The sequence below is a fragment of the uncultured Propionibacterium sp. genome (genome assembly GCF_963539965.1).
Taxonomy (GTDB): Bacteria; Actinomycetota; Actinomycetes; order Propionibacteriales; family Propionibacteriaceae; genus Propionibacterium.
This window is the reverse complement of the sequence record NZ_CAUTOU010000055.1, coordinates 1-15,110: the sequence shown is the minus strand read 5'-3', so window position 1 is coordinate 15,110 and position 15,110 is coordinate 1. Positions and strand designations below refer to the sequence as shown.

11 protein-coding genes and 1 pseudogene are annotated in these 15,110 nt (G+C 71.6%); 7 read left to right on the top strand and 5 right to left on the bottom strand.

The features are described 5' to 3' along the window. Nucleotides 1-822: dihydrolipoamide acetyltransferase family protein (locus R2N01_RS09000; RefSeq protein WP_316670429.1), on the top strand; the 822-nt coding region annotated here is incomplete at its 5' end. A gap of 204 nt (nucleotides 823-1,026) precedes the next feature. Here the strand turns inward: R2N01_RS09000 and R2N01_RS08995 are convergent. From R2N01_RS08995 to R2N01_RS08985, 3 genes are all read right to left on the bottom strand, one after another. Continuing rightward, on the bottom strand, nucleotides 1,027-1,314 hold the full coding sequence (locus R2N01_RS08995; protein ID WP_316670428.1) for a cell division protein CrgA: 288 nt from the start codon (nucleotides 1,312-1,314) through the stop codon (nucleotides 1,027-1,029). Nucleotides 1,315-1,557: 243 nt separating this feature from the next. After that, nucleotides 1,558-1,716 (bottom strand): hypothetical protein, encoded by a 159-nt coding sequence (locus R2N01_RS08990; RefSeq protein ID WP_316670427.1) that lies wholly within the window; start codon nucleotides 1,714-1,716, stop codon nucleotides 1,558-1,560. Nucleotides 1,717-2,020: 304 nt separating this feature from the next. Beyond that, nucleotides 2,021-2,284: a CopG family transcriptional regulator gene (locus tag R2N01_RS08985; RefSeq protein WP_316670426.1), complete on the bottom strand. Its 264-nt coding sequence runs from the start codon at nucleotides 2,282-2,284 to the stop codon at nucleotides 2,021-2,023. A 763-nt stretch (nucleotides 2,285-3,047) separates the two neighbouring features. Here R2N01_RS08985 and R2N01_RS08980 point away from each other — a divergent pair. Continuing rightward, the gene (locus tag R2N01_RS08980) at nucleotides 3,048-3,689 is read left to right on the top strand and encodes an aminodeoxychorismate/anthranilate synthase component II (protein WP_316670425.1); all 642 of its coding nucleotides are present in this window, start codon (nucleotides 3,048-3,050) and stop codon (nucleotides 3,687-3,689) included. A 76-nt stretch (nucleotides 3,690-3,765) separates the two neighbouring features. Here the strand turns inward: R2N01_RS08980 and R2N01_RS08975 are convergent, their stop codons facing one another. Continuing rightward, a complete protein-coding gene (locus R2N01_RS08975; RefSeq protein WP_316670424.1) occupies nucleotides 3,766-7,164 on the bottom strand; it encodes a hypothetical protein in 3,399 nt (1,132 codons plus the stop codon). A gap of 151 nt (nucleotides 7,165-7,315) precedes the next feature. Beyond that, on the bottom strand, nucleotides 7,316-9,097 hold the full coding sequence (locus tag R2N01_RS08970) for a trypsin-like peptidase domain-containing protein (RefSeq protein WP_316670423.1): 1,782 nt from the start codon (nucleotides 9,095-9,097) through the stop codon (nucleotides 7,316-7,318). Between the two features lie 436 nt (nucleotides 9,098-9,533). On the opposite strand from R2N01_RS08970, the gene R2N01_RS08965 reads away from it, so the two are divergent. From R2N01_RS08965 to R2N01_RS08945, 5 genes and pseudogenes are all read left to right on the top strand, one after another. Continuing rightward, nucleotides 9,534-11,309, top strand: a complete 1,776-nt coding sequence (locus tag R2N01_RS08965; RefSeq protein WP_316670421.1) for a DEAD/DEAH box helicase — start codon at nucleotides 9,534-9,536, stop codon at nucleotides 11,307-11,309. Between the two features lie 152 nt (nucleotides 11,310-11,461). Further along, nucleotides 11,462-12,121: an ElyC/SanA/YdcF family protein gene (locus R2N01_RS08960; protein WP_316670419.1), complete on the top strand. Its 660-nt coding sequence runs from the start codon at nucleotides 11,462-11,464 to the stop codon at nucleotides 12,119-12,121. Nucleotides 12,122-12,343: 222 nt separating this feature from the next. Continuing rightward, nucleotides 12,344-13,978, top strand: a complete 1,635-nt coding sequence (gene argS, locus R2N01_RS08955; protein ID WP_316670418.1) for an arginine--tRNA ligase — start codon at nucleotides 12,344-12,346, stop codon at nucleotides 13,976-13,978. Beyond that, nucleotides 13,975-14,844 carry an ATP-dependent sacrificial sulfur transferase LarE gene (larE, locus tag R2N01_RS08950; protein WP_316670417.1) on the top strand — a complete coding sequence of 290 codons (870 nt, stop codon included), beginning with the start codon at nucleotides 13,975-13,977 and terminating at the stop codon, nucleotides 14,842-14,844. Before argS ends, larE begins: the two co-directional genes overlap by 4 nt. Beyond that, a pseudogene (locus R2N01_RS08945) lies at nucleotides 14,837-15,110 on the top strand (1-(5-phosphoribosyl)-5-amino-4-imidazole-carboxylate carboxylase); the annotation flags it as partial. The gene larE and the pseudogene R2N01_RS08945, both read left to right, overlap by 8 nt.

The window sequence follows — 15,110 nt, the reverse complement described above, 5'->3', positions numbered from 1 at the left end:
CCGGAGGCGCCGCCGACCCTCGTCGGCCACGGCGCCTCGGTCGAGGCCGTCCCGGGTCCGAGCAGGCGCCGCCGCGGGCACGAGGTGAGCCGCCGCATCGGCGCCCGCCCCCGCCGCGACGTGCTGCACGACGTCGACGCGGTGCGCCGGGCCACTGCCCGCAACGTCACCGCCTCGAAGGACGGCAAGGTGCACACGACGGCGTTCGTCGAGTGCGACGCCGGTGCCACCGTCGAGCTGGTCGACCATCTGCGCGCCCGGCGCGACTTCGCCGGGCTGCACGTGACGCCGCTGCTCATCTGGTGCAAGGCGGTCTGCCTGGCCATGCGCACGAATCCGATGATCAACGCCAGCTGGCCGAGCGAGCAGGACCGGATCACCGTGCACGAGTCCGTCAACATCGGCTTCGCCGCCGACACCCCGCGCGGCCTGCTGGTCCCGGTGATCCGCGACGCCCAGGACCGCGACCTGAAGGACATGGCCGGCGAGCTGGGGCGCCTGGTGGAGCTGGCCAAGTCCGACCGGTTGCAGCCCACCGACTACAGCGGCGGCACCTTCTCGATCACCAACCTGGGCGGCCTCGGCCTGGACGCCGGGACCCCGATCATCAGCGGCCGGGAGAGCGCGATCCTGGCGATCGGCTCCATCCGGCGCCGCCCGTGGGTGGTCGAGCGCAACGGCGAGGAGCTCATCGAGCCGCGCTGGACCGCGGCGATGTCCCTGTCCTTCGACCACCGGCTCATCGACGGCGTGGAGGCCGCGCGCTTCCTGGCCGACCTGGCCGCACTCATCACCGATCCCGGGCTGGCGATGATGTACTGACCCGGTCCCGTCGGTGCTGGTCCGGCCCGGCCGGTCGACCGGATCCGCCGATCGGCGGATCCGAATGCGGCTGCGGTGCGCCGCCCGCGGATTGTGCACGGGCGGCGCGTCACCCGTGCATTCAGGGACGCCCGGGCCGGGGAATGCCAGCCGGGCCGGCGGGGAGTGCCCCGGTGCGGGCGTGTGTGCAGGGGGGCGGGTGCGCTACTTCCAGAAGGTCGCGATGAAGAAGCTGGCGGCGATGAGGCCCAGGCCGATGAGGAAGTTCCAGTTGCCGAGCACCGCCATGAACGGGAGCGTCGCGCCGGCGATGTAGAAGACGACGAGCCAGATCACGCCGAGCAGGCCGACGGGGACGAAGACATAGGGCACCCAGGCGCGGTCGGCGATGCGGACGGACTGGAGCCTCCTGTTCGAGGCGGCCTTCGCCTCGGACCTGTTCTTCGTCTTCTTCTTGTCGGCGGCCTTCTTGCGGGCCTTGGATTCGGGCACGGTGCGCTGCTCCTCGGGGACGACGGCTTGCTGCGCCGCGATGGAGGCGCAACACGCCAAGCCTAGTGGACGGATCCCAAACCAAGGCCGGACCGCCGGCCGGCAGGGCGTGCAGGCGTCATGAGCGCGGGGTCGCGGGCCGGGGCTTCCCCAAACCGGTTCGCCAGCGGATGGCTGGTCGCGCGCCTTCACCGAGGTGACGCTTCCGGGCAGGGTTCCCGGTGCTGCCTCGGGCGTCAAACGTCACAGACGGTGAAGGCGAAGGACCGGAGCGGGCCGACCGACCCGCTGGCGGCTCTGCTTGAGCAACGACGTGCCGCCGGGGAGATCACGCAGCAGGTCGATCTGGACGTGACGGCGCATGACATCCTGACGCCCGTCATCGTGTTCTTCCTGCTGCACCGCGAATCCGCCGGCTGGGAGAGCGAATCACCCCGGCACCCTGATCCTGCGGTTCTCGTGCGTCTTCTCACGGAAACCGCAGGCTGTCCCCATAGGCCGGGTACGCGCCCCTGCTCACCCTGCGTTTCGCACTCACCCTGCGGTTCTTGTGCATCCTCCCAGACCGCAGGAACACCAGCCGGCCGAGCCCCACTCGACGTCTGACCCTGCGTTTCCTGTGCGTCTTCTCACGAGGAACGCAGGATCAACCACCTGACACGTCATTCCTTGACGAGAGACTGCTTGAACAGGTCGAGCAGGGTCGTCAGAGCGAGTCGATGAGGTCGCGCATCAGCTGTGAGGGCGTGACGCGGCGTTCCCGCGCCACCTCGTCCAGCTTCGCCCGGCGCGCGGCATCGAGGCGAAGAGTGAACGGGCGAGCCCGTGCACCCACACTGACGGGACGTCCGGGAACCGAGGGGCCCAGGTGCTTGCCGGTGTAGCCCTCCTCGGACTCTGCTTCAGCGGCCCACCGCTCGATGTCCTCGTCGGTGAACCGAGTCCCGGTCACGTCGCTGTACTCGCCCATCTGCCTACCTCCTCAAGCCAACCTCGATGAGAACCTTCTTCGTCGCGGGCATGGCATGGAGGACCAGCCAGCCATCGGGCTCGTCCTCCACTGCGATGTACTCCAGCAGCCGCCCGCTGGCATCGGGCCCGACCCCGACCCACTGCACAGGAGGGTGTCACGCGCCCGGGAGCGCAGGGTGCCCTCGAAAGCCTCGACCACGTCCGAGACAGTGACCTCGGGATGCCGATCGGTGGCTCTCGGATGCACTCGTACTCGCACGACCGCTCCCGTCGATTATTTCGTACTCCACAAGTGTAGTACGAAACCTTCGGGGTTATGCCCGGTTCATCGACCACCGCTCGAGGCTCCTTTGCGGCGGCTCGGCGCTCACGGTTGGCCCGGGCTCACACGCGTCAGGCCGTACAGCGAGGACCTGGTGGAGACGGTCGGAGTGTTCCGGCCCCGTCACCCATCAGCAGTACGGGCGACGGGACCGGCCTGGGGGCGGGCGCTCAAGGTCACGAGTGGTCTCGGTGAGCGTGGAGTCATCGGGGCATGCGCAGGCGCCTGCCGCCGGACCCGCCAGGCCCAGACCTGCTGAAGTGAGGACGAGGACATCGTGGCGGGCGAGGGCCGGACGCTGGGCGAGGCGGTCGAGAAGGAGCTCTCTTCAAGCGGCACCTGCTCCGGCGGGGCGCGCTGCCCCCTGCGGCCGGATAGGTGGACGGCCCTGTGCTTGTCGGCGCGGGGCCGGGCCCGCATCCGGCCTAGACTTCGGCACATGTCCCGGATCCTCGTCATCGACAACTACGACTCGTTCGTCTACAACGTCGTCCAGTACCTCGCCCAGCTCGGCGCCGAGGTCGAGGTCTGGCGCAACGACGCCCCGCGGTTCGGGCGGGACGGCTGGCAGGGGGGCTTCGACGGGCTGCTCGTCTCGCCCGGCCCCGGCGCTCCCGAGGACGCCGGCGTCTGCGTCGACGTCATCCGCGCGATCGGCCACGAACTGCCGGTCTTCGGGGTCTGCCTCGGCCTGCAGGCCATGGCCGTCGCCTTCGGCGCCGTCGTCACGCGCGCCCCGCAGCTGCGGCACGGCAAGACGAGCCGGATCGGCCACGACGGCAGGGGCTGCTTCGCGGGCCTGCCGAACCCGCTGACCGTCACCCGCTACCACTCGCTCGCCGTTGACCCGGCCACCGTGCCCGACGAGCTCGAGGTCTCCTCGACGACCGACGACGGCATCATCATGGCGATGCGGCACCGCGCCCTGCCGGTCGAGGCCGTCCAGTTCCACCCCGAGTCGGTGCTGAGCGAGGGCGGCCACCTGATGCTCGCCAACTGGCTGGCCGTCTGCGGGGACGAGCGGGCGCCCGCCCGCGCCGCGGGCCTGGCCCCGCTCATGACGGCCGCCGGGGGCGCCTGAGTCTCGGGGACAGGACCGCCGGAGGCGACCGGGGGCCGCGCAACGCGCGACCCCCGGTACTTGTGCCGACCGGTGATCAGCCGAAGTCCACCTGACGGCCGACCGTGCCCACGAGCGAGGCCCGGTACTCGTCCGAGGCGATGCGCCTCGTGTCGTCCTCGAGGGCGGCCAAGCGCTGCGGCAGGCCGATGCGCTCGGCGGTGGTGACGGCGTCCGGGCGGTCGGTGTACTCGCGCAGACGCGCGATGCCCTCGTTCGCCAGGCGCAGCTCCTCGGCCTGCTTGGCGTCCAGGCGAGCGGCGTACCAGTCGGAGGCCAGCACCGACTCCCGGGCGAACAGCTCGCGGAACTGCGGCGAGTCGAGGGTCCAGCCCTCGGCGGTCCGGCCGTTGGCCATGATCTCGAGCAGGCCCTTCAGCGGCGGGACGGCCTGGGAGATCGTGCCGTCGTCGATGTACAGCTGGGCGACGCGCTGATGGGTGGCGACGATCACGTCGATCGAGTCGGCGTAGATCTGCTCGTCCTGCAGCTCGGGGCGCAGCATCTCATCGGTGAACACCACGTCCGGGTGCAGGAAGATGCGCCCGAAGTAGGTGGTCGCGAGACGGTCGTTCATGCGGTAGCCCAGGCGCGAGGCGCGCACCGTGCGCCCGTTGAACTCGAAGTCCTCGAGCTTGTCGAGGAAGCCCTGCTCGATGAGGGTCCGGGCGTCGCGCTCGGCCGGCTTCATGTGACTGAACAGCTCGGGCACCAGCATCGAGATGTCGTGGTCGACGCGCACGTTCGGGCCGATGCAGCCGGCCGAGCTCAGCCAGCCGTCGTAGCCGGTCAGCACATAGCTGAGCAGTGCCGCATTGAGGTCGACGATCGGTGCCAGCGCGTTGAACGGGCCCTTCGTCAGCGCGCCCTCGGAGCCGGCGCCCGTCGTGGACGGCGACTTGCCGGTCATCGAGCTGATGAACTCCATGAACAGCTCGGGCAGCTCCATGTAGTGCAGCGGGTTGTAGGCGCACAGGGCCGGGATCCTGCCCTCGGGCGGGTTGTTGCGCCGGCCCGCCGCCACCAGGTCGACCGGCAGCGGGGCCGGCTCGTCCATCGGCAGTTTGCGGAAGAGCTTGCTGGCCACGTCGGCCACCGCCGTCATCTCCGGGTTCGCGTCGACCAGGCGCTTCTGCAGGTACCGCGGATTCCTCGAGCGGGTGCCGTCGGCCAGGTGGCGCGGCTCGTCCGAGCAGGTCCAGAAGGCCGGCGACTCGTCGTCGGCCCCGCCGGCGGCGCGGGCTATGAGGTCCTGGACGGGTTCGGTGAACTCGCTGAACGCCTGGACGTCGGTGAGCATCTCGCGGGCCTGCGCCCTGGTGAGCGGCTCGAAGTTGGAGATGAAGGTGTCGTCGTCACTGGACAAGTCGGACTCGGCCTGCTTGTCGTAGCCGCGGTGGATGGCGTCGTCGGGGCGCTGGAAGAGCAGCCTCTCGCAGTTCTCGACGTACTTGCGCGGGGTCCCGTCGGGATCCTCCCACGGCGTCGTGACGGTGCTGGCCGTGATGTCGTCCTCGGACTGCACCTTGACCGCCGGGCTGAAGTCGGGACGCAGGCTGAACAGGCGCCACGAGCCGTCCGGCTCGAAACCGACGCGCAGCATGTTGACGATGACCTTCTCATCGTCCAGCCGCACCATGTTGCCGTGGCGGCCGTTCATGATGCCCACGGTGAAATGCGAACGCCAGTCGGCGCCCCACTCGGGGCGGTAGTAGCGCTTGACGATGAACGCCAGCTCCTTGACGTCCTGGCGGATGCCGTGCAGGAAGGCGTTGTACTCGTCGGTGTAGGCGCGCGAGGGCGTCAGCAGCTTGATGACCGAGCCGAGGCTGCGCTCGTCGCTGAGGACGGGCCGGTGGTCGATGCCGTTCTTGGAGGGGTCGACGAAACGGTCGGAGTAGTCGCCGGCCAGCAGCTCGTCGACTGCGTTCAGGTCGGCCTCGAAGTCGGAGGCGTAGGCGTTGCCGAACTGGAAGGCGTCGGCGATCGACTTGGAGATCTCCGACTTGCCGCCGCCGGAGACGGTGGCCGGCTTGTGGCACTGCGTGGGGTCCTGCGAGATGCCGATCAGGTGCCACTGGGTGGCGTCCATCTCGCGGTGCTTGGCGTGCACGCGGTAGCCGTCGGGGCTCAGGTACTGCTTGTCGGCGAGCAGCTTGATGGACTGCTCGGCGCCGCCCCTGGTCCAGGTGATCCTCTGGTCGCGCATCGAGAAGTGCGCGTGCTCGGGCAGCAGGACGATGCTGGGCCACTTCCTGTCGATGGCGTGCCCCTCGGGCTGCACCTCGAAGCGGTCGGGATTGCGGGCCAGGGCGTCGCCGAGCGTCCACCCGTCGGGGGTGCGGTCGGTGAACTCGACGCCCAGGTTCCACGCCGGGTAGGTGATGGCGCCGCCGGAGTGCTCCTCCTCGGCGCAGCCGAACAGGTTCGCCGAGTACGAGATCTGGGTCTTGACCTCCTTCTTGCAGTAGCCGAAGTAGTTGTCGGCCAGTACGGTGACGATGACGCCGCGCTCGTCGCGGGCGCAGACCTTGAAGGACTTGCCGTCGTTGTAGAGCTCCCCCTCGTCCCTCCAGCACTGGCCGTCGCGGCGCTGGCGCTCGGTGGCGTCCTCCCAGGCCGGCAGGCCCAAGGCCTTCTTCGTGAGGCTGCCGACCAGGTGCGGGGCCAGGATGACGCAGCCGGTCGTGCCGGTCCACGAGACGGGATCGAGCGAGGCGTCGTTCTCGGGCAGGTACGGGTCGCCGCCGTTGCCGAAGATGCCCTCGACGAAGTCGAGATTGGCGACCAGGCCGCCCGGGACGATGAAGCGCACCTCGTAGCTGCGGCGGCGGGTGCGACCGGGCACCGACGGGACGACGACCGGGCGCATGAGGAGCGAGACCCAGCAGCGGGCCGGGGCGGCCATGTTCGCGGTGTACGGCAGCGTCAGCTCGTCGTCGGGGGCCTGCAGGGCCGCATCGAGGATGCGGGCGAAGACGATCTTGTCGACCTCGATCTTGTCCTGGGGGATCGGCAGGCCGCCGGTGGCGATGTGGAAGACGCCGGCGGTGGTGCGCCGGTCGTTCTTCGGATTGTGCAGGATGCCGTTGACGAGCCGGTAGGACTCGATGACGGGGGAGTGGAACTCATCGCCGTCCACGGGCAGCGACAGGCCGCGAGCCAGACCGGGCTCGTCGAGGACGAGGGTGGTGCGCGGCAGCTGCGGCTGCACTCCGGTGTCGGACAGGTAGTCGTCGAGGAAGACCTGGATACGCCTGTCGGGGGCGCTCAGCTGCTGCTTGAGGCGGCGGCTCAACTCGCGCTGGCGGGCGAGGAGGGGCGCGACCATGGCGGTCTCGGCGCTTCCGTCTGCGTTCTCCGGCAGCGGCAGGCCCAGCAGCGACAGGCGGAGGTTGATGGCTGCGTTGATGCGTGAACGGTCCTGTGCGGTCATGGACCCATTCTCGCCCGTTTCGCACCGCACCGACAGCTCCGGGCTGCAGAATGACCGCGAATGTGACACCGGTGAAACGGCCGGTCGCCCGGCGGGGCAGCGGCTGCGGGGGCCGCCGCCCCGCTCGGGACGGGACGGCGACGGGCGGGGGTCAGTTGACGGGGCTCTCGCCCAGGGTCACCCGGACGCTCCTGGTCGTGCCGGACGCCGTGGTCACCACGACGGTGGCGGTGTCGCCGGGCTCCAGGCCCGACATCAGCGTCGACAGGTCGTTCTGGGAGGCGACCGCGGTGCCGTTGACCGAGACGATCTGATCGCCCGTTTCGAGGCCGGCCTGCGCGGCCGGGCCGTCACCGACGACCGAGGAGATCGTCAGGGTGCCGCTGGCGTTCGACTGGACGTTGACGCCCAGATAAGCCTTCGGGCCGATGGCGACGGTGCCCGACTCGTTGCCGGCCTCGATCTGGTCGACGATCTCCATGGCGTGCGCGATCGGGATGGCCCAGCTGCGCAGTGTCGTGGCCGAGGCGCCGTAGCCGTTGTCCTGCTCGCCGGCCGTGGTCATGCCGGTGACCTCGCCCTCCGCGTCGTACAGCGGGCCCCCCGAGTCGCCGGGGACGGCTTGCGAGGAGGTCTCGTAGACGTTGGTCAGGGTCTCCTCACCGTTCTCGGCGAGCTCGGACTCGACAGTGACGGTCGTGGAGGTGTCGGTGATCGAGCCGTCCGCGGCCGACAGATAGCCCTGGCCGTTCGAATTGCCGACGGCGGTGACCCTGTCGCCGACCGAGACCGCGTCGGAGTCGACGGCCACGGTGTCGAGGCCGCTGGCGCCGTTGAGCCTGAGCAGCGCGACGTCGTTGGTGGCGTCGTGGCCGACCATCGTCGCCTCATAGGTCTGGCCGGCAGCGGCGACCTGCACGTAGATCGCGGTGCTCGACTGGACGACGTGGTAGTTGGTCAGCACATAGCCGTCGGAGCTGAGCACCATGCCGGTGCCGGCCGAGGTGGCATCGGTGAGCTGGCTCTCGATGAGAACGACGCCCTTGGACTGGGCGTCGGTCGCATTGGTCTGGTCGCCGGTGGGGGCGCTCGACGTATTGCCGCTGGGCGCCGGGAAGGTGATGCTCGGACGGGAGGACGGGTTGTTCGGCGTCGGGTTCAGCGAGTTCCGGGCCTCGAGGACGCCCAGCGACAGGGCGCCGAGACCGATGACGACGGCCGCCGCGATCCCGGCGGCGCTCTTCGACCTCGACCGGGGTCTCTGCGGCTGCTGGTAGGGCACCCACCGGCCGAACTGGTCGTAGAAGCCCTGGACCCGTGGATCCGGCTGCTGGTACGCGGAGAACTGGCCGTTGGCGTCCCAGTCGGAGCGGCCGGTGAAGTTCTGGGCGTCCGGGCCGGGCCAGGGCTGCCCGGGGCCGCCCCGGCCGTAGGGCGACTGGCCCTGACCGGGCTGCTGGTAGCCGTTCGGGCCCTGGTGGGGGTCCTGCTGGCCGGCCGCGTAGCCGTTCGCGCCGGCGGTCCAGCCCCCCTGGTAGGGGCCCTGCTGGGCGTAGGGACCGGCCGGCGGGCCCCAGGGGTTCTGCTGGGCGCCGGGCGTCGTGTTCTGCGCCTGGCCGGTCCACATCGACGACTGGTCGGGCCGGGGCCACTGGTTCGGGGCGGCGGCCCCCTGGCCGGTCACGTCGGAGAGGGTCCTCTCGGCGGGCGATCCGTCGCCCGCGTCGAAGGCGATCGTCCGCTCGTCGGAGGGGCTGAAGGCGACGGTCTGCTGCTCGTCCGGGCCGAAGGCGACGGTCTCGTCGGTGCCCCGGGAGCCGGGCGCCCCGGTGCCGGCCCCGGCGTCCTGATGGTCCGCCGGCTGCCCGGGCTCGCCCGCCCCGCCGTGCCGAGCACCCGACCAGGGGATGTCGTGGCCGTTGTTCTCGCTCATGCTCGCCTTTCTGCGCCACCGCTGCGCGCTGACCCGCGGGGCCGGTGCTCGCGCGGGCCCAGTCCAGCACGCCGCGACCACCCGGCCCCGAGTCGATTGTGGGCGATCCGTGAGGCGGTGTCCTCGTGTCTCACATCTCGCCCGCTCGTCCCGGTCCCACAGGTGTCCACCCGGAGTCGAACGGAGCAATTTTTCTCCATGAGGCCTCCCTCTGCCAAGTCGGCCGCATCCGCTTCAGGGGGCCGTAGGGGAGGGGCTCGCCCCCGGAACGGGTCCGGTCGGCGCCCCGGTGCCTCCGATCCTTCTGCACGCGGCCCGGGGCGACTAGCATGAGGGATCCTGCGTTCGCGGAGGCCCGAGGCGGTTGCCGGGTGACGTGCGCGACGCTTCAGTTCGCTGCTGACCAGGTGAGACGGAAGAATCGGGGTGGGGCCGGATGGGTGCCTCGGCCTTCGGGCATCTGTCACCGGCCTATCCCGGCCGCGCGCCGTGGGGCACCTCGGAGCGGCTGCGCGCCTGGCAGCGCGCCGCCCTCGGTCTCTACAGCGAATCGGCCCCGCGGGATTTCCTCGCCGTGGCAACTCCCGGCGCCGGCAAGACGACGTTCGCCCTGCGCGTGGCCGTCGAGCTGCTCACTGCCCGCACCGTGCAGCGCATCATCGTCGTGTGCCCCACCGAGCACCTCAAGACCCAGTGGGCCCAGGCCGCCTCCAAGGTCGGTATCCAGCTCGACCCCGGCCTGGGCGGGGCCGGGCGCAGGGGCCGCAGCCGCCAGTACGACGGCGTGGCCGTCACCTACGCCGGCGTCGCGGCCCGCGCCTTCCACTACCGGGCCCGCACCGAGAACTCCAGGACGCTCGTCGTCTTCGACGAGATCCACCACGCCGGCGACTCGCTGAGTTGGGGCGACGCGATCGCCGAGGCCTTCGAGCCCGCCACCAGGCGCCTGGCCCTGACCGGTACGCCCTTCCGCAGCGACGAGACGCCGATACCGTTCGTCCGCTACGACCGCTTCGACGACGGCTCGCTGCGCTCGCACGCCGATTACACCTACGGCTACGCGCAGGCGCTGCGCGATCAGGTCGTCCGCCCGGTCGTCTTCATGGCCTACGGCGGCCGGATGCGCTGGCGCACCAGGATGGGCGACGAGGTCGAGGCCGACCTGGCGGCGCCGCTGACGAAGGACGTCACCGCCTCGGCCTGGCGCACCGCGCTCGACCCGAGGGGCGAGTGGATGAGCTCGGTGCTGCGCGCCGCCGACACCCGCCTGAGCCAGGTGCGCACGCACATGCCCGACGCCGGCGGCCTGGTCATCGCCGCCGACCAGGAACTGGCCCGCGCCTACCAGGGGATCCTCCACCGGATCACCGGTGAACTGCCGGCGCTGGTCGTCTCGGACGATGCGAGCTCGGGCGACCGCATCTCCGGGTTCGCCGGGTCCGACGAGCGCTGGATGGTCGCCGTGCGGATGGTCTCCGAGGGCGTCGACGTGCCGCGCCTGGCCGTGGGCGTCTACGCGACGAGCACCTCGACTCCGCTGTTCTTCGCCCAGGCGGTCGGACGGTTCGTCCGCACCCGTCGCAAGGGCGAGCTGGCCACCGTCTTCCTGCCGACCGTGCCGATCATCCTGTCGCACGCCGCCCTGCTGGAGCGCGAGCGCGACCACGTCATCGGCAGGTCCAGGGGCGAGGAGGAGGACCTGTGGTCGCCCTCCGAGGCGCTCATCGCCGAGGCCAACCGCGCCGAGCGGGCCGGCGGCGAGCCGCTGGGCGGTTTCGAGGCGCTCGAGGCGCACGCCGACTTCGACCACGTGCTGTTCGACTCGCAGGCCTACGGGCCGCCCGCCGGCGTCACCAGCCAGGACGAGGCCGACTACCTCGGCCTGCCGGGCCTGCTCGAGCCCGATCAGGTGAGCACGCTGCTGCGCGAGCGCCAGCGCCGCCAGATGCGCCGTCATGAGAAGGCCGACCGCAAGGCGAAGGTGCCGCCGCAGGTGAGCCTGCACAAGGCGCTCGAGGCCTCCCGCAAGGAGCTGAACTCGCTCGTCTCCCAGTACGCCCGCACCGTCGGGGTCCCGCACTCGCACGTGCACGCCGCGCTGCGCCGTCACTGCGGCGGCCCGCCCCTGGCCCGGTGCACCACTGAGCAGATCGCCGAGCGCACCGGTACGCTGCGCGAGTGGTTCCTGCACCCCGAGCTGCGGCCGCGCTGAGCGTCCGGTCCGGCCCCGGGCGGTTCGGTGGGCTCCTGCCGGGGACGAGCGGGGCTCGGCCGCGACGACCGGATGCCGTTCGGGGCGCGGGCCGCGGGTAGCCTCGGAGAGGCCCTGCACGGGCAGCCCCGATCAATGGGAGGAGTCCCGCGATGTTCAAGTTCCTGCGCCGGCTCATCGGCACCGTCATCGTGCTGGCCGTTGTCGCCGCCGCGGGCGGCTTCGCCTGGGTGCGCATCGTCTCGCGCGACCGCCTCTACGACGCGGCCGACGCGCCCTACCGGGACGTCGCCCTCGTGCTGGGGGCGGGCCTGTCGTCCGACGGGACGCCCTCGCCCTACCTGTCGGGGCGTCTGGACGAGGCCGTCGCGCTGTACGAGGCCGGCTCGGTGAACGTCGTCCTGGTCAGCGGCGACAACCGCACGACCTCCTACTCCGAGCCGGACGCGATGGTCGCCTACCTCGTCGAGCACGGCATCCCGAGCGAGGACGTCGTCGCCGACTACGCCGGGCTCGACACCTACGACTCCTGTTACCGGGCGCGCAACATCTTCGGCGTCACCTCGGTGACCGTGATCGGCCAGAGCTACCACATCGCCCGCGCGGTCGCGACCTGCCGGATGCTCGGCCTGGACGCCATCGGAGTCGGCAACGAGCAGCCTCACGAGACGAGCACCTGGCGCTGGGGCGTCGTCCGCGAGTTCGGCTCGAACATCAAACTCGTCGCCGACCTGGTCAGGAGCCGCCAGGCCACCATCATGGGGTCCAGGGAGACGTCCGTCACCGAGGCCCTGGCCCGGCACGGGCGCTAGGCCCCGGTCCCCTCGACGCCCGGCCCCGGCGGGGCCTGGACGCCGGCGCCGGTCCGAGATCGGCGCTGCGGTGCGAGGGCCTGCGATGTGCGGGGCCGGTGCTGGGGCTGCCGTTCTCGGACGGCCCTCCGCGGTCCTCGCCCCTGACGGCCCCGCGCCCGGCCCGCGGCAAGACGGTTGCAAGGAGCGGCTGGTCCCGGCGCCCGTGAGAGAATGAGACCCATGTCGTCCCTGTCGTCCCAGCTGGCCGCCCGCGTCGAGGCCGTCGCCGGCGTCGATCCCGAGCTGCGTCCCGCCACCAGGCCCCAGTTCGGGCACTTCCAGTCGAATGTCGCCCTGCGCCTGGCCAGGACCGAGGGGCGCCCGCCGCGCGAGGTCGCGGCGGGCATCATCGCCGGGCTCGATGTCGCCGACCTGTGCGAGCCCCCCGAGCTGGCCGGCCCCGGCTTCATCAACTTCCGCCTGCGCTCCGACGCGCTGGCCGGAGCGGTCAACGACCAGCTCGCCGACGAGCACGCGGGCGTCGTCCAGGCCGAGAGGCCCCAGCGCGTCGTCGTCGACTACTCGGCGCCGAACGCCGCCAAGCAGATGCACGTCGGCCACCTGCGCTCGACGATCATCGGCGACTGCTTCAACCGCGTCCTGACGGCCAAGGGCCACACGGTCGTCCCGCAGAACCACATCGGCGACTGGGGCCGTCAGTTCGGCATGCTCATCGAGCAGGCGCTCGACGAGGGCCTCGACCTCGACGGCCTCGACCTGGCCGGGGCCGAGGAGCTCTACAGGCGCGCCAACGACCACATCAGGACCGACGAGGCCTTCGCCGCCCGCTCGCGCGACCGGGTCGTCGCCCTCCAGGCGGGCGACGGGCCCACCCGCCAGATGTGGGGCGAGCTCGTCGGGCTGTCGAAGAACGGCTTCAATCGCACCTACGCGCGCATGAACGTGCGCCTCACCGACGCCGACTACGCCGGCGAGTCGATCTACAACGACATGCTCCCGCAGATCTGCGAGGACCTCGAGGGCCGTGGCATCGCCGTGCACGACCAGGGGGCGCTGGTCGTCTTCGTCGACGGCTTCGAGGCCCCCGCCATCCTGCGCAACTCGCGGGGCGGCTACGGCTACGACGTCACCGACGTGGCCGCCGTGCGCTACCGGGTGGACGAGCTGCGCGCCGACCGCCTCATCTACGTCGTCGGCTCCGAGCAGACCTACCACTTCAACCTGATCCTCGCGCTGGCCCGCAGGGCCGGCTACCTGCCCGAGCGGGTCGAGGCCCGCCACGTCGGCTACGGCATGGTGCTCGGGCCCGACGGCAAGAAGTTCTCCACCCGCGAGGGCACGGCCGTGCACCTCGACGACCTGCTGGACGAGGCCGAGGAGCACGCGGCCCCCGAGATCGCCCTGGCCGCCATCAAGTACGCCGACCTGTCGAACTCGCTGCAGAAGGACTACGTCTTCGACCCCGAGCGCATGACGGCCACCACCGGCGACACCGGCCCGTACCTGCAGTACGCCCACGCCCGCGTCTGCCAGATCCTGCGCCGGGCCGGGGCCGAGGGCCGCCCGGTCGGCCCGGTCGGCGTCATCGACGAGCCCGCCGAGCAGGAGCTGGCCCTGTGGCTGACCCGCTTCGGCGAGACCGTCGACGAGGTCGCCGCCGAACTGGCCCCGCACAGGCTGTGCACCTACCTGTTCGAGCTGGCCACCAGGTACTCGGCCTTCTACGAGAGCTGCCCCGTGCTGAGGAGCGAGGGCGGGGTCGCCACCTCCCGCCTGGGGCTGTGCGCCGCCACCCGCCAGGTGCTGGCGGCCGGCCTCGGTCTGCTCGGCATGACCGCTCCGGAGCGCATGTGAGCGATGTGCGGGCCGCGCCCCGGGACGGCGCCGACGAGGCGGGGGACCGGCTGATCGAGCACCTGCGGCGGGCGCTGCCGACGGGCAGGCTCGGCGTCGCCTACTCGGGCGGCGTCGACTCGGCGCTGCTGAGCGCGGCCGCGGTGCGCGCCCTCGGTCTCCGGCGGGTCGTGGCTCTGCTGGCCGTCTCGGACTCGCTGGCCGCGCGCGAGCGCAGGACGGCCCATGCCACCGCCGAGTCCATCGGCGTGTCCCTGGTCGAGATCGTCACTCACGAGGGCGAGGTCGCCGGCTACGCGGGCAACGGCGCCGACCGCTGCTTCTTCTGCAAGAACGAGCTGTTCACCGTCATCGACGAGCAGATCGCCGGCGAGCACCGGCTGGCGGCCGTCGCCTACGGCGAGAACGCCGACGACGGGCTGCGCCCGGACCGTCCTGGCGCCAGGGCCGCCACGAACCACCGGGTGCTGCGCCCGCTGGCCGAGGTCGGCCTCACCAAGGCGCAGGTGCGCGCGCTGACCCGGGCCTGGGGCGTCCCGGTGGCCGACAAGCCCGCCGCGCCCTGCCTGGCAAGCCGTATCCCCCACGGCCAGCGGGTGACCGCCGAGAAGCTGCACCAGATCGATGCGGCCGAGGACGTCGTGCTGGCCGAGGGCTTCGGCGATGTGCGCGTGCGCCACCACGGCCCGGTCGCACGCATCGAGGTGCCCGCCGACGAGCTGGGGCGCCTGGCGGACGCCGGACTGCGCGGGCGCATCATCGACGGCGTGCGGGCCGCGGGTTTCCGTTTCGTGATGCTCGACCTGGCGGGCATTCAGTCGGGTGCGTTCACCCTGCCGCTGGTGACCGTGGAGCACTATGACTGAGCACGTCACCCCCGGACGGCTCGACGGCGTCGCCGATCTCGACGCCGCCCGCGCCGACCGCCGGGGCATCCCCGAGGCCGTCTACGGCCCCGGCAAGTCGGTCGACCAGCTGGTCGCCATCGCCACGGCGCTGCGCGAGCGCGACGACGGCCGGGTGGCCCTGTTCACCCGCATGGACGCCCCGCGCGCCGCGGCCGTCGTCGGGGCGCTGCCCGGCGCCCGCTGGGACGAGCAGTCCGGCCTGCTCGCATGGCCCGGTGCCGCGC